We start from the raw sequence: 17,959 nt of genomic DNA on the forward strand, positions 1-17,959 counted from the left end.
CTCAGAGCCGGGTCGTCGCGGACGGCGCGGAGCCGAGTCCGGGCGGGGCCGCCGACGTCGCGACCGGCGCGCGGGCGGCGTCCAGCGGGGCCAGCGCGCGGGACACGGACGCGGCCGCGTCGGAGCCCACCTCGGACAGGTGGCCGAGCCCTTCCTCCAGGTCGATGGCGTCCTCCGCCAGGCCGATCGTCAGCGCGATCGTCTCGCAGACGGCGTCCAGGTCGTCCAGGTAGAGCACGTTCTGGCCGAGGAGGTCCTGCCAGAAGCCGCGCAGCTTCGGGTCGCCGGCGTGGTAGCTGCCCTCGGGGATGATGAAGTACACGTCGTACATCCGCTGGAGCTCGCGGACCAGCTCGCCGATCGGCACGTCCTCGGCCGGCTCGCCGCCGATGATCGCGGCGATCTCGCGCCGCTTGGCCTTCGGGTACGCCAGCTCGTCGCCGAGCATGAACAGGTAGCCGCGCTTGCCCCGCTTCTCGTAGCAGTCGATCGCGGTGTGCCGGGCCATGAAGTACATCGCCAGCTCGTACGACTCGGTCATCTGGCCGCCGCCCCCGCCCTCCAGCAGGATCTTGCCGAGGTCGTCGTCCATCCGGTTGTCGGCCTCGAACTGGCCGACCTGCAGCGGGGCGCGGTCGCAGGTGGCGTCGCCGACGGCGCCGAACATGATGTGCGGGTGCTCCACGTACCCCTTGCGCAGCAGCAGCCCCAGCAGGTCGGGCAGCTTGGTCTGGAGCGTGCGCGGCACCGTCCGCATCGAGCCGGTGACGTCGAACAGCACGGCGATCGCCAGCGACTCGGGGTGGTCGTCGGAGTCGCGGCTCTCCCGGACGGTCACGCCCTTCGGGTCGAGGTCGGGGTGCGTGGCGGTGGCGCCGCCGTCGCTGTAGGCGAAGGCGCTCGCGCCGGTTGACGCGCGGTAGCTGCGCGCCGCGTCGTAGACGTCGGTGGACCAGTGTCCGCTTCCCATGGGTTTCTCCTTCGGGTCTCAGCGGTCGGTGGGCATCGTGAACGGGCGGAAACGGCGCGGGCCGTACAGGCGCTCCAGGAGCTCGTCGAACTCCGCCAGCAGCCGCCAGGCGTCGCGGGGCCGGCGCCGCTGCGAGGGCAGCAGGCAGCCCTTGGCGAACAGCCGCATCGGCTTGGGCGCCTTGTCGCCCATCAGGTGGGTCATGCATCGGGTGGCCAGGTAGATGTCGGTGGCCTCGCTCGCCTGTTCCCGTCCCGGGACCTCCGGCGGGTACCAGTCGGCGTAGCGGTCGACCATCGCGGGGACGCGGCCGGTGCTGGACGGCAGGCAGCCCGGCACCGAGTAGCACCAGTCGACGAGGACCAGTCCGTGCTCGCGCGGATGGATGAGGACGTGCTCGGGCAGCACGGCCCCGTGCAGGACCCCCGCGCGGTGCGCGAAGCCGAGCGCGACCAGCAGCCGCCGCCACATCCAGGCGGCGTCGCGCGGGTCGACCCCGTCCGGGTACGCGGCGCGCACCTCGGCGAGGCTGTGGAAGCCGTCGAGGGGCGCGATCGCGTTGGCGCGGCGCACCGCCCCCGTCGCCGCGTCCCGGTGCCGGAACGACTCGACCAGGCGCGGCACGTACGGCAGGAACCGCCCGTCGCCGTCCTCGGGCAGCTGGCGCAGCGCCACCGCCTCGCGTTCCAGCAGGTCGCCGTCGCGGGGATCGCGCGGCAGCTTGATCACCACGGGGCGCCCGCCGTCGCGGTCCGCGTCGTACAGCTCGGCCAGGTCGCCGCTCGCGCGGCGGGCGCCGAGCCGGTACGCGTGCCGCTTCGTGGTGATCGTCACGGGCCCGGCGTCGCGGTCGCGCCAGAGGGCGGTCAGGCGGGCGAACGCGTCGGTGGTGCGGCCGCCGGTCGCGTCGGGGTGGACGAGCCGGGCCAGCCGCCGGTAGGTCCGCGCCGCCGCCGCGCGGTCGTCCCCGAACAGGTCGGCGGGGGTGCGGGCGCGGTCCAGGCGGTCGAGCGCCTCTTCCAGGGTGACCGGATCGCTGTTCACCTGATCTCCTCTTCGCTGCTCGGCCGCAGCAGGGCCGGGTGCAGGAGGCGGGCGTCGCCCGCGCGGTAGAGCCGCGGCCGCGGGCCGCCCTTGCGGCCGCCGCGGTCGGAGGTGGCGCCGGTGCTCTCGACGAAGCCGGGGACCGACAGGACCTTCCGGTGGAAGTTGCCGGCGTGCAGCTCCTCGCCCCAGACGGCCTCGTACACCGCGCGCAGCTCCGGGATCGTGAACTCGGCCGCGCAGAAGGCCGTGGCCAGCGGCGTGTACTCCAGCTTGGACCGGCCGCGCTCCAGCCCGTCCGACAGGATGCGCGCGTGGTCGAAGGCCAGCCGCCGGGTCGTGCCGGGACGCTGCTCGCCGGCCGCGCCCAGCCCGAGTGCCCCGACCGGCGTCCACGCCGCGTCGGCCGCGTCGCCGCCCGCCCGCGGGTCGGGCAGCTCCGGCGCGAACGCCAGGTAGGCGACCGAGATGACGCGCATCCGGGGGTCGCGGCCCGGCGCCCCGTACGTGCCGAGCTGCTCCAGGTGGACGCGGTCGAGCGCGCCGCCCTCGGCGCTCAGCCCGGTCTCCTCGGCCAGCTCCCGCACCGCCGCGTCGGGCAGGTCCTCGGCGTCGCGCACGCCGTGCACGAACCCGCCCGGCAGCGCCCACATCCCCTCGAACGGCGGCCGCCCGCGCCGCACCAGCAGCACGTGGAGGCCGCCGTCGCGGATCGTCAGCGCGACCACGTCCACGGTGACCGAGACCGGGTCGTACTCCCTGGGGTCGTACGCCGCCAGGAAGTCGCTCTCGCCGTGCCGCTCGCTCATCGCCCCTCGCCCGTCCGTCCCGGATCCGGTAAGTCTCAAGGTAAGTAAGTCTCAGTATGAGTTCATCTCGCTATGAGAAGAACATAGCCGACGAAACGGCGGCCGTCCACCCCGAAAAACCGGACGCCGCCTCCCGTCAGGGAGGCGGCGTCCGGCCGGGCGTGCTCTGCTCAGCGGCGATGGCGGGGCGGCTGCGGGCGCCCGCCGTACTGGGGCGGCCGCTCGGCCCGCTGCGGCGGGGGCTGCTGAGGCTGTGGCCGCTGTGGCCGCTGTGGCCGCTGGGGCGGCTGGGGCGGGCGCGCCGCGTTCCCGGGCCCGGGGTGGCGCTGGGCGAACTGGCCGGTGTCGAAGCGCTCCGGCTGGTACGGCCGCACGCCCGGGGTACCGGCGCCGGGCGGCGGCGGCACGGTCGAGACGGGCCGGGCGCCCGGCGGGGGACCGGCGAGGCCCGCCAGATCCGGGGGCGGGGCGGTCATCAGCGCGGCCGGCGGGCGGCGCGGCCCCTCGTCCAGCAGCCGGCGCATCTCGCTGCGGCGGCGGCCGTACACCAGGTACAGCACCAGGCCGGCCAGCATCCAGACGGTGAAGTAGCCCCAGGTCTGCACCTTGAGGTTCAGCATCAGCCAGCCGGTCGCGAGGATGCCCAGCACCGCGGTCAGCGGGGCGGCCGGCATCCGGAACGGGCGGTGCAGGTCGGGCCGGTCGCGGCGGAGCGCGAGCACCGCCGCGCAGACGAACAGGAACGCGAACAGCGTCCCGATCACGACCATCTGCTCCAGGGTGAGCACGTCGATGGTCTGCGACATCACGACGGCCGCGCCGCCCGCGACGAGGGTCGCGCGGGACGGCACCCGGTAGCGGCTCATCCCGGCGATGCCGCGCGGCAGCAGCCCGTCCCGCGACATCGAGAACACCACCCGGGTGAGGCTGATCAGCACCACCAGGATCACCGTGGTCAGCGCGATCACCGCGCCGATGTTGACCACGTGCCCGACGGGTCCGGCGCCGACCATCGTGAACGGCGTGGTCAGCACGACCTTCTCCGGGTCGAGCCGCCCGTACGACACCATCCCGACCAGGGTGATCGCGACGCCCAGGTAGAGCACCACGGCCACCACCAGGCTGGTGATCATGCCGCGCGGGACCTTGCGCGGCGCGTCGTCGGTCTCCTCCGACGCGGTCGCGATCAGGTCGAAGCCGATGTAGGCGAACGCGATGGCGGGCGCGGCGGCCAGGATGCCCCAGACGCCGAAGACCTGCGGGGTGCCGCCGGTGACCGAGCCCAGCACCGCGTTCAGCACGCTCTGCCCGCCGGCGTCGGGGGCCGGTTCGGCGGGCGGCACGAACGGCGTCAGGTTGCCGGGGTCGAAGTACGTCAGCCCGACCGCGATGACCAGCCCGATCACGATCAGCTTGGCCATCACCATGAACCACAGCGTGCGCAGGCCGAGCCGGCTCCCGGTCGCCAGCAGCACGACCAGCAGGAGCAGGATGCCGAGGGCGAACACGTCGAAGCCCTTGGGCTGCCCGATCACGCCGGCGAGCCACTCCGGCACGGGGACGTTCAGGTCCGCGAGCGCCTGCGCGGCGTACAGCGACCAGGCCCGCGCGACCACGGACGCCGCCAGCAGCAGCTCGAGGATCAGCGACCAGCCGACCACCCACGCCCAGACCTCGCCGAACGCGACGTAGCTGAACGAGTAGGCGCTGCCCGCGACCGGGACGATCGAGGACAGCTCGGCGTACGCGAGCGCGGCCAGCAGGCAGACCGCGCCGGCGATCAGAAAGGAAATGATCACCGCGGGGCCGGCGTTCGCGGCGGCCTGCACTCCGGAGATCTTGAAAATGCCGGCGCCGATCATGACGCCGAGGCCGAGCACGACGAGATCGCGGGTCCGGTAGACCACGCGCAGCCGGTGCCGGCCGCCGTACAGCTGCCCGGTCGCCTGCTCGACGGGCAGTTTTCGGAACATGGTGTTTCGCATGCGGATGTCCCAGGTCATAGGTGCTCCCCAAGGCCTGAACCCGCGCCGCTGTTCGCGAGACAGTGAAGGTGGAAGACCTAACACTTCCCCATATTTAGGTAAAACCGCAATGTCTAGCGCTTGATCGTTTGGAATCGCCGGGGGATGGTCAAGATCGGTAATGCCCGTGCCGGGTGTGGTGCCATGCCGCGTCCGGGCCCGGCCGGGACTCTGGCGCCCCGCCGTGATCGGTGAAACGGTGGTGGCGCCGCGCTCCCGGGCCACCGGCCCGACCGCTACAGGAGGTCCCGTGTCGTTCGCCGCATCGGCCCGCCGCCACCTGATCGCGCCCGCCGCGCTCGCCGTCGCCGCGACGCTCGTCGCCCCTGTGACGGCCCCCGTGACGGCGCCCGCGCACGCCGGCCACGACCGGCCGCCCGGCAAGCGGGCGGTGGCCACCGGGTACGGCGGCGCGGTGGCCACGGTGGACCTGGACGCGAGCCGGACCGCGATCGAGGTGCTCCGGAACGGCGGCAACGCGATGGACGCGGCCGTCGCCGCCGGCGCCACCCTCGGCGTGACCGAGCCGTACGTGGCCGCGATCGGCGGCGGCGGGTACATGACCTACTACGACGCCGAGCGCCGGAAGGTGTACACCGTCGACGGCCGCGAGACGGCGCCGCGGGCGATGCGCGCGGACTCGTTCGTCGACCCGGCGACCGGCAAGGCGATCCCGTTCGACCAGGCCGTGACCAGCGGGCTCAGCGTCGGCGTGCCCGGCACGCTCGCGCAGTGGGACACCGCGCTGCGCCGCTTCGGCACCCGCGACCTCGGCACGCTGCTGCGGCCCGCGATCCGGGTCGCCGAGCGCGGCTTCACCGTCGACCAGGAGTTCCACGACCAGACCGCCGTGAACGCCGAGCGGTTCGCCGACATCGTCCCGACCCGGGAGCTGTTCCTGCCGGGCGGGAAACCGCCGGCGGTCGGCTCCACGTTCCGCAACCCCGACCTGGCGCGCACGTACCGCGAGCTGGCCCGGCGCGGGCCGGGCTGGCTGTACGGGGGCGGCCTCGGCCGCGAGGTCGTCCGCACGGTGCGCGACCCGCGGGTCGATCCCGAGGCCGGGCGGAACGTGCGTCCGGGGCTGATGAAGGACGGGGACCTGGGCGCCTACCGGTCCCGCACGCCCGAGCCCACCCGCGTCTCGTACCGGGGGCTGGACGTCTACGGCATGCCGCCGTCGTCGTCCGGCGGGTCCACGGTCGGGCAGGTCCTCAACATGCTGGAGAACTTCGAGCTCGACGAGAAGGACCCGGTCCAGGCGCTGCACTACTACCTGGAGGCGTCCAAGCTCGCGTACGCCGACCGGGGGCGCTACGTCGGCGACCCGGACAAGGTGGACGTCCCGCTGAAGGAGCTGCTGTCCAAGGGCTTCGCGCGCGAGCGGGCGTGCCTGATCGACCCGGGCAGGGCCGCGGCGGCGCCGGTCGCGCCCGGCTCGCCGGACGGCGACTACGACCCGTGCGCGCCGCAACGAGGCGCGGCGGAGGCGCTGAGGTACGAGGGCCCGCAGACCACCCATCTCGTCGTGGCCGACAAGTGGGGCAACGTCGTCGCGTACAACGTCACGATCGAGCAGTTCGGCGGCAGCGGGCTGACCGTCCCCGGCCGCGGGTTCCTGCTCAACAACGAGCTGACCGACTTCACCGTCCAGCCGCCCGCGCCGGGCGCCGCGCCCGACCCGAACCTGCCGGGCCCGGGCAAGCGGCCGCGCAGCAGCATGGCGCCCACGCTGGTGCTGGAGGACGGCCGGCCGAAGCTGGCCCTGGGCACGCCCGGCGGCTCCACGATCATCACGACCGTGCTGCAGATCCTGCTCAACCGGGTCGATCTCGGCATGGACCTGCCCGCGGCGCTGGCCGCGCCGCGCGCGACCCAGCGCAACACGCCGCAGGTGTTCGCCGAGCAGGCGTTCATCGACCGGTACGGCGCGGCGCTGGCCGGGAAGGGCCACGACGTGGCGCTGTTCGCCGGGCCGCCGCGCGGGGTCATCGGCGCCGCGACCGGGCTGGAGTTCCTGCGGCCGGGCCTGGTGCAGGCGGTCGCCGAGCCGGTACGGCGGGGCGGCGGCAGCGCGCTGGTCGTCCGGCCGCGCCGGTAGCGGGGTCCGGCACGACTACGATCAGGGCATCGGGGAAGGAGTCGTGCCATGGCCCAGGCGTACGTACAGGTGACGACGACCACGGACTCGCGACCGGAGGCGGCCGAGCTGGCCCGGTCGGCGGTCTCCGAGCGGCTCGCCGCGTGCGCCCAGCTCGTGGGCCCGATCGCCAGCACGTACTGGTGGGAGGGCGAGATCGAGTCCGCCGAGGAGTGGATGGTGGTGTTCAAGACCACCGACGCCCGCTTCGACGAGCTGGCCAGCCTGATCACCGAGGGGCACTCGTACGACACCCCGGAGATCATCGCCACTCCGGTCGTCGCGGGCAGCATGGACTACCTGGCCTGGGTCAGCGAGCAGACCGAGCCGGACGACGAGGACGAGGACGAGGAAGACGGCGAGGACGGCGACGAGGACGACGGCGGCGCGGGCCGGGGCGGTGCGGGCGAGACCGTCAGCGTCGAATAGCCGGGAACCGGGAAGCCGGGAAACCCGGGAAAGTCGTGAATGCCGTGTGACGCCCGTCATAGCCGGGAAATAAGCCTTTAGTTACCTTGAGGCACGGTCTCCCGGCGGAAGGACGGCGCGCGGTGCAGGAGGACTACGGCCTGTTCGGGCCGGGATCGGTGACCTGGCGGGTGATGGGCGAGCCCGTCCTGATGGTCGGCGGCGTCCGCGCCCTGCTGCTCCAGGCGCTGCATCCCCGGTCGATGTGGGGCACCGCCCAGAACTCCGAGCTGATGAACCCGCGCGAGGCGTGGTCCCGGCTGGAGCGCACGGTCGAGTTCGTCCGCGTCCGCACCTGGGGGACGGAGGCCGAGGTCGAGCGGGTCGGCCGCCGCGTCCGCAAGCTGCACTCCAAGCTCACCGGCCTCGACCTGCGCACCGGCGAGACGTTCCCGGTCGACGACCCCGAGAACCTGCTCTGGGTGCACATGGGCGAGGTCGACTCGTACCTGGACATCGCCCGCCGCGCCGGGGTGCCGCTGAGCCGCGCGGACGCCGACCGGTTCGTGGACGAGCAGCGCCGCGCCGCCGCCGTGGTCGGCCTCGACCCGGCGGACGTCCCCGCCTCGGTCGGCGAGATGCGGGCGTACTACGCGGACATGCGCGGCCGCGTCTGGGCGTGCCGGGAGGCGCGCGAGGGCCTGCTGCGGATGTTCAACCCGAACGTGCCCCGGAACCTGCTGCCGCTGAAGCTGGCCGCGCCCGGCCTCGGCATGCTCGTGGTCTCCACGCTGCCGCGCTGGGCCCGGCGGATGTACGGGCTGCCCGGGCTGCCCACCTCCGACCTGGCGGCCACGGTCACGCTGAAGGGCCTCTACCGCTCCACCAAGGTCATCCCGGAGCATGTGCGCTACCGGCCGGACGCGCTCCGGGCGCGCCGGCTGACCCGCGAGCGGGAGGAGAGCGCGGCGGCGCTGGGTGTCGCGTCCTGAGCGGCGGGGCGGGCCGTACCGTCAGCCGCGGCGCATCAGCCGGCCGACCGCGGCCATCAGCTCGGTCGACATGGCCTCGGACTTGCCCTCCTCGGCGCCCTCGGCGACGCAGTGCCGGACGTGGCCGTCGAGCAGGCCGAGCGCCACCTTGTCCAGGGCCGCCTGGACGGCGCTGATCTGGGTCAGGACGTCGATGCAGTAGCGGTCGTCGTCGACCATCCGCTCGATGCCGCGCACCTGGCCCTCGATCCGGCGCAGCCGGGTCTGCAGCTGGTCCTTGGTCGCGGTGTAGCCGCGGGTCGGGGCGGCCTGAGTGGGAGTCTCGGGTGTCGTCATCGTCGTCCTCGCAATCGGGCCGGCGTCATCGGTCCGGACGGGGCGCCGCCGGCGCGGCAACCCCATAGGGGTATCGTATCCGCCGGTCCCGGCATTCCCCCGGGCGCGAACGGCCGCTCAGCCGGCCGGCGGGGGGACGTTCCACGCGGCGATCACCGGGCGGTCGTGCTCGGTCCCGAGCGTGGACAGGGTACCGGTCTCCAGCCGGAACAGCCGTCCCGCCGCGGGCTCCAGCCCCAGCCAGCGGGCGGTCAGCACGCGCAGCAGATGGCCGTGCGCGACCAGCGCGACGTCCCCCTCGGCCAGCAGCGGCCGCACCCGGCCGAGGACCGCGTCGGTGCGCTCGCCGACCCGCTCCACCGACTCGCCCGGATGGTCGGCGTCCCCGGGGATCACGCCGTCCTCCCACAGGAACCAGCCCGGCCGGTCCTCCCGGATGCGCTTGCTGGTGATGCCCTCGTACCCGCCGTAGTCCCACTCCCACAGGTCCGGGTCCACGTCGTCGACCGCGAGCCCGGCCAGCTCGGCCGTACGGCGGGCGCGCTCGGCCGGGCTGGACAGCACCCGGGCGAACGCCCGCCCGGCCGTGACCGGCGCGAGCGCCCGGGCCTGCTCCTCGCCGCGCGCGGTCAGCGGCAGGTCGGTGCGCCCGGTGTGGCGCCGGGCGCGGCTCCACTCGGTCTCGCCGTGCCGCACGATGATCAGGTCGCCCATGGGGCCACTGTACGGGGGTCAGGCGAGCACGGACTCCAGCGGCACGTGCGGCAGGCCGTGCGCCTCGGCGACGTGGTCGTAGGTGAGCGCGCCGTCGTGCACGTTGAGGCCGAGCGCCAGCGCGCGGTCGTCGCACAGCGCGTCCCGCCAGCCCTTGTCGGCGATCCGCACCGCGTACGGCAGCGTGACGTTCGTCAGCGCGTGCGTGGAGGTGTTGGGCACCGACCCCGGCATGTTGGCCACGCAGTAGAACAGCGACTCCTCGACCCGGTACGTCGGGTCGTCGTGCGTGGTCGCGTGGGAGTCCTCGAAGCAGCCGCCCTGGTCGATGGCGATGTCCACCAGGACCGAGCCGGGCCGCATCCGCGCCACCAGCGCGTGCGGGACCAGCGTCGGGGCCTTGGCACCGGGGATCAGCACCGCGCCGATCACCAGGTCGGCGGCCCGGACCTCCTGCTCGACGGAGTACGCGGTGGACACCACGGTCCGCAGCCGGCCCTGGTAGATCGCGTCGATGTGCCGCAGCCGGTCCACGTTCACGTCCAGCACGGTCACCTCGGCGCCCATCCCGGCCGCGATCTGCGCCGCGTTCAGCCCGGACACGCCGCCGCCGATCACCACGACGCGGGCCGGGGCCACGCCTGGAACGCCGCCGGGCAGCACGCCGCGGCCGCCGCTGGAGCGCATCAGCGCGGCGGCGCCGACCTGCGGGGCGAGCCGGCCGGCCACCTCCGACATCGGCGCCAGCAGCGGCAGCGCCCCGCCGGGCAGCTGGACGGTCTCGTACGCGATCGCGGTCACGCCGGACGCCAGCAGCGCGTCGGTGCACGATCTGGAGGCCGCCAGGTGCAGGTACGTGAACAGCGTCTGGCCGCGCCGCATCCGGTGGTACTCGGCCGGGACGGGCTCCTTGACCTTGAGGACCAGCTCGCCCTCGGCCCAGACGTCGTCGGCCGACTCCAGGATCTTGGCGCCGGCGGCGGTGTAGTCCTCGTCGGGGATCGCCGACCCCGTTCCGGCGCCGCGCTGGACGAACACCTCGTGCCCGCGGCGGGTGAGCTCATGGGCCCCCGCGGGGGTGATCGCCACCCGGTACTCGTGGTTCTTGATCTCGCTGGGTACGCCGACCTTCATGGGGTCCTCCGGCGATGCCGATGGGCGCTGTGCGCGCACAGCCTGGGCATGGACGGCGCCCGCGGCGGGGGGTGTCCCCGCGCGGGCTCTTCCGTCACTCCCAGCGTGCGGCCGCGCGGGCGGCGCCGCCACACCGCAACATGCATGGCGATGCGGCGAAACCCTTACATGCCGTAAACCCCGGCCGGGCGGGCTCGGCGGCGCGGCGGCAGCCACTCGTCGGCGATCGCGACGGTCAGCTGCTCCAGCAGCGGGCCGCCCTGCCGCATGCAGCGCCCGGCGTCCGGCTCGATGTCGGTCAGCGCGTACACCGCCTGGATCCTGGCCTTCCTGAGCTGCTCCCCGGTGAGCCCGCGGCGGCCGACGGCGGCGACCACCGGCACCCCGGCGCGGGCCGCGGCGCGCGCCACCCCGATCGGGGCCCGGCCGCGCAGCGACCGCACGTCCAGCGTCCCCTCGCCGGTCACCACCAGGTGCGCGCCGCGCGCCCGCTCCGCGAACCCCAGCAGGTCGAGCATCAGCCCGATCCCGGGCTCGATCGTGGCGCCCAGGAACGCCAGCGCGGCGAAGCCCACCCCGCCCGCCGCGCCCGAACCGGGCCGGTCGCGGGACGCCGTACGGGACGCGGCCTCGGCGATGTCGGCCCAGCGGCGCAGGCCCAGGTCCAGCACCCGGATCTCCTCGCGGGTCGCGCCGCGGCGGCCCGCCTGGCCGGTCGCGGTGCCGTTGCGGCCCAGCAGCGTGCCCTCCGGCTCGCCCGCCACGACCACCTGGACGCCGGACAGGTCGGGCATCCCGCGCAGGTCGAGGGCGTGCAGCGAGCGCAGCGCCGCCCCGCCCGGCGGCAGCTCCTTGCCGAGCGAGTCCAGCAGCCGCCCGCCCAGGCCCTGGACGAGCCCGGCGCCGCCGTCGGTGCAGGCCGCGCCGCCCACGCCCAGCACGATCCGGCGGGCGCCCAGCCGTACCGCGTGCGCGAGCAGCTGGCCCGTTCCCAGGCTGGTGGAGCCGAGCGGCCGGGGCCGCCCGCCGGGCAGCCGGCGCAGCCCGGACGCCTGGGCCAGCTCCACCACCGCGGTGCGGCCGTCCAGTGCCAGCGCGGCGGTCACCGGCCGGCCGGTCGGCCCGGAGACCTCCACCTCGACCCGCCGCCAGCCCGCCGCGATCGCCGACTCGGCCGTGCCGTCGCCGCCGTCGGCGACCGGCAGCTCCACGACCGGCACGTCGGGCCGCGCGCGGCGCAGCCCGGCGGCCAGGTGGCGGGCGACCTCCGGCGCGGTCAGCGAGCCCTTGAACCGGTCCGGCGCCAGCAGGACGTGGCCGTTCCGGGGCCGGCCGCCGGAACGGTCCGCGGGTGGGTCGGAGGGGGAGTCCGGGGACTGCACAGCCACGCCTTTCAGGGACCGGGGGAAAGTCACTACCTTCTGCTTACGCCATGACGGCACTATTTGACACCCGGGACGGCCGCCAGGACGTTCAAACCCGGGGAGAAGGCCGGGGTGGCCGTGCGGTGCGGCCCGGCCGGTCGCCGGCCCGGGGCCCGGTCAGCTGCCCCGGTACGTGGAGTACCCGAACGGGCTGAGCAGCAGCGGGACGTGGTGGCGCTCGCCCGGATCGGCGATCGTGAAGATCACGCTGACCTCCGGGTAGAACGTCGAGACGCCCAGCCCGGCGAAATACGGACCCGTCCCGAACCGCAGCCGGTACGTGGCGGACCCCGCCCCGCCCGACGGCGGCCCGGCGGGTGGAGCGCTCCAGCGGCCGTCGGCGTCGGTCGCGCCCTCGGCGAGCGGGCGCCAGGTGTCGTCCAGGTAGGCGTCGAGCCGTACCGGCACGCCGGCGGCCGGGCGTCCGAGGCGGGTGTCCAGGACATGGGTCGAGACATGGGCGGACACGTGGCCCAGTACGGGGTCCGAGGCTGCGGTCATGACGTTAGTACAGCAGCCCCGGAGCACTCCCACGGCCCGGGCGCCGAGTTCGGCGGAACGCTGCGTGACCGGCCGAGTCCGCTATAGCCTGCCTTGGTGCGAATGCGATGACGCGGCGCGCGATCCCCGGGCGGGACCCGGGCTGGAACCTCGTAGGCGGTGGTCAGACGATGGATCGGGAGACTCTGGGGCAGCGCATCCGCGCGCTGCGGATCAGGCAGGGGATCAGCCAGGCGCAGCTGGCGTTCCCCGAACTGTCCGACAGCTACATCTCGCTGATCGAGAGCGACAAGCGGGTGCCGGCGCCCAGCGTGATCGACCTGCTCGCCCAGAAGCTGAACTGCTCGGCCACCTACCTGGTGAGCGGCGTCAGCGAGGACGTGGTGGACGAGCTGCGGGTGACGCTCGACTACGCCGAGATCGCGCTGCGCAACGGGGCCGCCGAGGAGGCCCGGGAGCGGTTCGCGGAGGTGCTGGCCAACGCCGACGCGGTCGCGCTGCCCAGCATGCTGCACCAGGCCCGCTGGGGGCACGCGCTGGCGCTGGAGGCGGCCGGCCGGCTGGAGGAGGCGATCGCCGGGCTGCGCGCCCTCACCGCCGAGGCGTCCGCCGACGCCGACCTCGGCCACTGGGCCAGGGTGCACGTCGCGCTCAGCCGCTGCCTGCGCGAGCGCGGCGACATCAGCGCCGGGGTGGAGGTCGCCGAGGAGGCGCTGCGCCACCTGATCGCCACCGGCGCCGACTCCACCGACGCCGCCGTCCACCTGGGCGCCGCCCTGCTGGCCGCGTTCATCGAGCGCGGCGACCTCGTCCGGGCCGGGCAGCTGGCCGGCCAGCTGGTCGAGCGGGCCGAGCGGATCGGCAGTGCCCGGGCGCGGATGGCCGCGTACTGGGAGGCCGCCTACGTCGCCGAGATCCGCGGCGAGTACGAGGACGGCGTCGCGCTGGCCGAGCGCGCCCTGCTGCTGGCGGGCGACGACGGCGCCGCGCCCGCCGACGGCGGCCCGCCCGAGGACCCGCGCAACCTGGCCCGGCTGCGGATCGTGTACGCGGGGCTGCTGCTGCGCGCCCGGCCCGAGGACGCCGGCCGCGCCCGCGACCTGCTCAACCGGGTCCGCGGCGAGATCAACGCCAGCTCCGCCGGCGAGATCGACGTCGCCTGGTGCCTGACCGAGCTGGCCCGCGCCGAGACCGCGCTGGGCCGTCCGGCCGAGGCGGTGGCGCTGGCCGAGCAGGCCCTCGACCTGCTGGGCGGGGCGCCGCGCCGGGCCACCGCGTGGGCGCTGACCGTGCTCGGCGAGGCGTGCGTGCGGCTGGGCCGGCGGGACCGCGCGGTCGAGGTCCTCACCCAGGCCGCGACCCATCTGGAGGAGATGGAGTCGGTGCGGGAGGCCGCGCAGGCGTGGTTCGACCTGGCCGAGCTGCTGGCCGAGACCGGCGCCCCCGAACGGCCCGGCCTGGACGCGTACCGCCGCGCGCTCACCTGCGCCGGCGTCTGACCCCGGCTCCGTGACCCCCGCGCGATTCCCGCTGCGTGATCGACATCGGCGGAATCGGGAGGAACCCGTCCTGGGATGATCGCGTCGGTTCAGTGTCGCCGGTGCGGCGGCGTCCCGTCGTGACGCGTCCCAGCTGAGGAGTTCTTCGCTACATGTTCGGAGTGGTACGGCCGTGCGAGCACGTCTTGTGCGGATCCCTGTTCAAGGACTGGATGGCCCACCTGTGCGGGCTGTGCCTGACGCTGCGCGACCGGCACGGCCAGGCCGCCCGGCTCGTCACCAACTATGACGGGCTGCTCGTGTCGGTCCTGGTGGAGGCGCAGCGGCCGGAGCTGTCGCCCCGCCGGAAGGCGGGCCCGTGCGCGCTGCGCGGGATGAGGACGGCCGAGGTCGTCGAGACGCGGGCGGAAGGGGCGCGGCTGGCCGCGGCCACCTCGCTGCTGCTGGCCGCGGGCAAGACCCGCGACCACGTCGCCGACGGGGACGGCCCGTACCGGCGCCGGCTCGTCGCCGCCGCCGCGGGCCGGATGGCCGACCGCTGGGACGCCGCGGGCGGCGGCACGAGCACCGCGGTCGGCTTCGACCCGGCGGTGCTGCGGGACGCCGTCGCGCGCCAGCCGGAACTGGAGGCGGCGGGCGGCCTGGGACTGCTGGAGCTGACCGAGCCGACCGAGACGGCCGTGGCGGCCGTCTTCGCCCACACGGCGGTGCTCGCCGGCCGGGAGGGCAATGCCGAGCACCTGGCCGAGGCGGGCCGCTTCTTCGGGCGGCTGGCGCACCTGCTCGACGCGGTCGAGGACGTGCACGAGGACCTGGCGGCCGGCGCGTACAACCCGCTCCTGGCCACCGGGACGAGCCCGGAGGAGGCGCGCCGGCACTGCGACGACGCGCTGCACGGCCTCCGGCTGGCCCTCGCCGACGTGGAGATGGAGCAGCCGCGGCTCGTCCGGGCCCTGCTGGACCGCGAGGTCGGCCGCTCGGTGGAACGCTCCTTCGCCGCGTACCCGGCGGGGCCGCCCCCGCAGGGACCGTACGGGCACCCGCAGCAGGCCCACCACCCTCACCAGCCCTATCCCCAGCAGCCGTACCCGCCGCAGCAGCCGGGGCACTACCCGCCGCCGCACCAGGGCGGCGGCGGTGGCGGCGGCTGGTCCGGCGGCGGCGGTGGCGGCTGGGGGGACGGCGGCGGGCATGGCGGGCATGGCGGGCACGGCGGCCGGCCGCCGCGCCCGGGGCTGCCGATCCCGTGCTTCACCGGCACGCTGGTGTGCTTCACCTGCGGCGTCTACCAGCCGAAATGGAGCAAGCACCACGGCAGGAAGTGCGGCGACCGGTGCTGGTGCACGCGGCACTGCGACGGGAACTGCGACCCCGGCTGCGGCGACTGCTGCAGGTGCTGCGAGTGCTGCGACTGCGGCCTCTGAGCCCGTACCGCCGGGGCCCGCGCGCCTCGGGGTGAGGGGGGACGGCGCGGTCGAGGGTGCTCAGTAGGCTAGAAGGGCCCCGAACCCATCTGGAGAGACCCGGCCGCCCATGATGACCTTCACCCCGCCGCGCCGGCTGCGCCGCCCGGCCGCCGTCGTTGTTTTGGCCCTGGTGTTCGGCGCGGCCAGCGCCGCGCCCGCCCTCGCCCACGCCCCGGCCGCGGCCGCGGGGGACTCCTCCGGTACCGCCAACCTCGTCATGATTGTGGTCGGGGCGCTGATCGGGATCGGGATCGGGATGGTGATCGTGTTCCGGGCCAAGCGGAAGAATCCCGCCCAGGGCCCCAAGCCGGGCGCAGGCAAGGCGTCCGGCGAGGCCGGCGACCGGGCCGGCAAGCGGGGCTCCGGTGAGTAAGGCGGCCGCGGCCGCGACGAGGGCCGGCGACGGCAGGGCCGCCGTGGTGCGCGCCGCCGCGGTCGCGCTGGCCGCCGCCGTCGCGGGGCTCGCGGCCGCGCTGGTGCTTGGCGGCGCGGCGGCCGAGCAGGTGATCCCGGGGCTGGCGGACGCCGGCACCGTGACCCGCTGGGGCCTGCCGGTCTCCCGGACGGCGATGAACCTCGCCGCCGCCCTCGCCGTGGGGGCGCTGATCGCCGCCGTCTTCCTGCTGCCCCTCACCGGCGGCGGCAGGCGCGAGGCGGCCGGCCTCGGCGAGGACGCGGTCGCCTACCTGCGCGCCGGCTCGTGGGCCGCCGCCGCCTGGGCCGCCGCCGCGGCGGCGACGCTGGTGTTCACCGTGGCCGACGTGCTCGGCCAGCCGGTGGGGCAGATCCTCACCGGCAACGAGCTGAGCAGCTACGTCGGCCAGCTCCCGCAGGGCACCGCGCTGATGCTGGTGGTGCTGCTCGCCGTCGTCGTGGCGCTGCTGGCCCGCACGGCCGCGACGCCCGCCGCCGCGGCCGGGCTGCTGGCGCTGAGCGCGATCGCGCTGCTGCCGCCGCCGCTGACCGGCCACTCCTCCTCGGCCGCCAACCACTCGGTCGCCGTCACCGGCGTGGCGCTGCACGTCCTCGCGGTGGCGCCGTGGGTCGGCGGGCTGGCCATCGTGGGCGTGCACGCGCTCTCCCGCCGCGACCGGCTCGGCGTGATGGCCGAGCGGTTCAGCCGGATGGCGCTGTGGTGCTACATCACCGTCGGGGTCAGCGGGCTGGTCAACGTGATCGCCCGCATGCCCGACCCGGCCGAGCTGGTGAGCACCAACTACGGGCGGCTGGCACTGGGCAAGGTCGTGGCGTTCGCGGCGCTGGGCTGGTTCGGCTGGTGGCACCGCCGCCGCACGCTGCCCGCCCTGGCCGCCCGCAAGCCCGGCGCGTTCGCCCGGCTCGCCACCGTCGAGGTGGCCGTGATGGCCGCCACGATGGGGCTGGCGGTCGCGCTGGCCCGCACGGCGCCGCCCGCCCCCACCACCGACGAGTCGGCCGTCAAGGTCCTCATCGGGTACGACATGCCGCCCGCGCTCACGCCGGGCCGGCTGGCGACGCTGTGGCAGTTCGACTTCTTCTTCGCCGCGCTGGTCCTGGTGCTCGGCGGGCTCTACCTGGCCGGGGTGCTCCGGCTCCGCAAGCGCGGCGACGGGTGGCCGGTCCTGCGCACCGTCTCCTGGTTCGCGGGCCTGCTCACCATCTGGGCCGCGACCCAGACCGGGCTCGCGACGTACTCGCCGATCCTGTTTAGCGTGCACATGGTCCAGCACATGGTGCTGAACATGCTGACGCCGATCTTCCTGGTGATGGGCGCGCCCGTCACGCTGGCGCTGCGCGCGCTCAAGCCCGCCGCGATCCGCGGCGACCGGGGCCCGCGCGAGTGGCTGACGGCCGCGCTGCACAGCCGGTACGCCGCGTTCGTCGCGCATCCGGCGGTGGCCACCCTGATCTTCGTGGTGAGCACGTTCGCGCTGTACTTCACGCCGCTGTTCGAGGCCGCGATGCGCAACCACCTCGGGCACATCGCGATGACCGCGCACTTCCTGGCGGCCGGCACGCTGTTCTTCTGGGTGCTGATCGGCGTCGACCCGGCGCCGAAGAAGCTGCCGTACCCGGGCCGCATCCTGCTGCTGTTCGTCACGATGCCGTTCCACGCGTTCTTCGGCATCGCGCTGATGAACCTCGGCGAGCCGCTGGCGCGCGGCTGGTACACGGCGGTCGACCCGCCGTGGGGCGCCTCGCTGCTCAAGGACCAGCACACCGGCGGCGCGATCGCCTGGGGCTTCGGCGAGATCCCCACGTTCATCGTGCTGATCGCGCTGGCGTTCCAGTGGTACTTCGACGACCAGCGGCAGGCCCGCCGCGAGGACCGCAAGGCCGACCGCGCCGAGCAGCGCCGCGCCGCCGCCGTGGCGGCCGGCGAGGACGTCCCCGCGGCCGCCGAGGAGGACGATGAACTGGCCGCGTACAACGCCCGGCTGGCCAAGCTCGCCGAGCACGACGAGCGCTCCCGCAAGACCTGACGCCAGGCCCGGCCGCCTCCCCCGCGCGGGGGAGGC

The 17,959-nt window shown here is 74.9% G+C and carries 16 protein-coding genes; 7 read left to right on the forward strand and 9 right to left on the reverse strand.

The window, feature by feature from the left end:
- Position 1: 1 nt before the first annotated feature.
- From AB0881_RS03950 to AB0881_RS03965, 4 genes are all read right to left on the reverse strand, one after another.
- On the reverse strand, positions 2–970 hold the full coding sequence (locus tag AB0881_RS03950; protein WP_366613950.1) for a hypothetical protein: 969 nt from the start codon (positions 968–970) through the stop codon (positions 2–4).
- An 18-nt stretch (positions 971–988) separates the two neighbouring features.
- Positions 989–2,014, reverse strand: coding sequence for a molecular chaperone DnaJ (locus tag AB0881_RS03955; RefSeq protein ID WP_366613951.1), 1,026 nt, complete (start codon positions 2,012–2,014; stop codon positions 989–991).
- Positions 2,011–2,823, reverse strand: a complete 813-nt coding sequence (locus AB0881_RS03960; protein WP_366613953.1) for an NUDIX hydrolase — start codon at positions 2,821–2,823, stop codon at positions 2,011–2,013. Before AB0881_RS03960 ends, AB0881_RS03955 begins: the two co-directional genes overlap by 4 nt.
- 170 nt (positions 2,824–2,993) lie before the next feature.
- A complete protein-coding gene (locus tag AB0881_RS03965) occupies positions 2,994–4,826 on the reverse strand; it encodes an amino acid permease (protein ID WP_366613955.1) in 1,833 nt (610 codons plus the stop codon).
- 271 nt (positions 4,827–5,097) lie between these two features.
- On the opposite strand from AB0881_RS03965, the gene ggt reads away from it, so the two are divergent.
- The 3 genes from ggt (at position 5,098) to AB0881_RS03980 (ending at position 8,387) form a co-directional block, all read left to right on the forward strand.
- Positions 5,098–6,948, forward strand: coding sequence for a gamma-glutamyltransferase (gene ggt, locus AB0881_RS03970; RefSeq protein WP_366613957.1), 1,851 nt, complete (start codon positions 5,098–5,100; stop codon positions 6,946–6,948).
- 48 nt (positions 6,949–6,996) lie between these two features.
- Positions 6,997–7,416 (forward strand): divalent-cation tolerance protein CutA, encoded by a 420-nt coding sequence (gene cutA / locus AB0881_RS03975; RefSeq protein WP_366613959.1) that lies wholly within the window; start codon positions 6,997–6,999, stop codon positions 7,414–7,416.
- 122 nt (positions 7,417–7,538) lie between these two features.
- The gene (locus tag AB0881_RS03980; protein WP_366613961.1) at positions 7,539–8,387 is read left to right on the forward strand and encodes an oxygenase MpaB family protein; all 849 of its coding nucleotides are present in this window, start codon (positions 7,539–7,541) and stop codon (positions 8,385–8,387) included.
- 21 nt (positions 8,388–8,408) lie between these two features.
- On the opposite strand, the gene AB0881_RS03985 is transcribed toward AB0881_RS03980, so the two are convergent.
- The 5 genes from AB0881_RS03985 to uraH form a co-directional block, all read right to left on the reverse strand.
- The gene (locus AB0881_RS03985) at positions 8,409–8,723 is read right to left on the reverse strand and encodes a metal-sensitive transcriptional regulator (RefSeq protein ID WP_366613963.1); all 315 of its coding nucleotides are present in this window, start codon (positions 8,721–8,723) and stop codon (positions 8,409–8,411) included.
- 117 nt (positions 8,724–8,840) lie between these two features.
- Positions 8,841–9,437, reverse strand: a complete 597-nt coding sequence (locus tag AB0881_RS03990) for a histidine phosphatase family protein (RefSeq protein WP_366613965.1) — start codon at positions 9,435–9,437, stop codon at positions 8,841–8,843.
- Between the two features lie 18 nt (positions 9,438–9,455).
- Entirely contained in the window at positions 9,456–10,571 is a 1,116-nt protein-coding gene (ald, locus tag AB0881_RS03995) for an alanine dehydrogenase (RefSeq protein WP_366613967.1), read from the reverse strand.
- A gap of 164 nt (positions 10,572–10,735) precedes the next feature.
- Positions 10,736–11,953, reverse strand: a complete 1,218-nt coding sequence (locus AB0881_RS04000) for a glycerate kinase (RefSeq protein ID WP_366613968.1) — start codon at positions 11,951–11,953, stop codon at positions 10,736–10,738.
- A 159-nt stretch (positions 11,954–12,112) separates the two neighbouring features.
- Positions 12,113–12,496, reverse strand: a complete 384-nt coding sequence (uraH, locus tag AB0881_RS04005; protein ID WP_366613970.1) for a hydroxyisourate hydrolase — start codon at positions 12,494–12,496, stop codon at positions 12,113–12,115.
- 170 nt (positions 12,497–12,666) lie between these two features.
- On the opposite strand from uraH, the gene AB0881_RS04010 reads away from it, so the two are divergent.
- The 4 genes from AB0881_RS04010 to AB0881_RS04025 all read left to right on the forward strand — a co-directional run bounded on the left by AB0881_RS04010 (position 12,667) and on the right by AB0881_RS04025 (position 17,923).
- Complete coding sequence (locus AB0881_RS04010; protein ID WP_366613972.1) at positions 12,667–13,995, forward strand: helix-turn-helix transcriptional regulator; 1,329 nt, start codon at positions 12,667–12,669, stop codon at positions 13,993–13,995.
- 152 nt (positions 13,996–14,147) lie between these two features.
- Positions 14,148–15,419, forward strand: a complete 1,272-nt coding sequence (locus AB0881_RS04015) for a DUF5685 family protein (RefSeq protein ID WP_366613973.1) — start codon at positions 14,148–14,150, stop codon at positions 15,417–15,419.
- 109 nt (positions 15,420–15,528) lie between these two features.
- On the forward strand, positions 15,529–15,834 hold the full coding sequence (locus tag AB0881_RS04020; protein WP_366613975.1) for a hypothetical protein: 306 nt from the start codon (positions 15,529–15,531) through the stop codon (positions 15,832–15,834).
- Positions 15,827–17,923: a bifunctional copper resistance protein CopD/cytochrome c oxidase assembly protein gene (locus AB0881_RS04025; RefSeq protein ID WP_366613977.1), complete on the forward strand. Its 2,097-nt coding sequence runs from the start codon at positions 15,827–15,829 to the stop codon at positions 17,921–17,923. The genes AB0881_RS04020 and AB0881_RS04025 overlap by 8 nt, the downstream gene beginning before the upstream one ends.
- Positions 17,924–17,959 lie beyond the last annotated feature (36 nt).

The organism is Spirillospora sp. NPDC029432, from assembly GCF_040703975.1.
GTDB lineage: Bacteria > Actinomycetota > Actinomycetes > Streptosporangiales > Streptosporangiaceae > Spirillospora.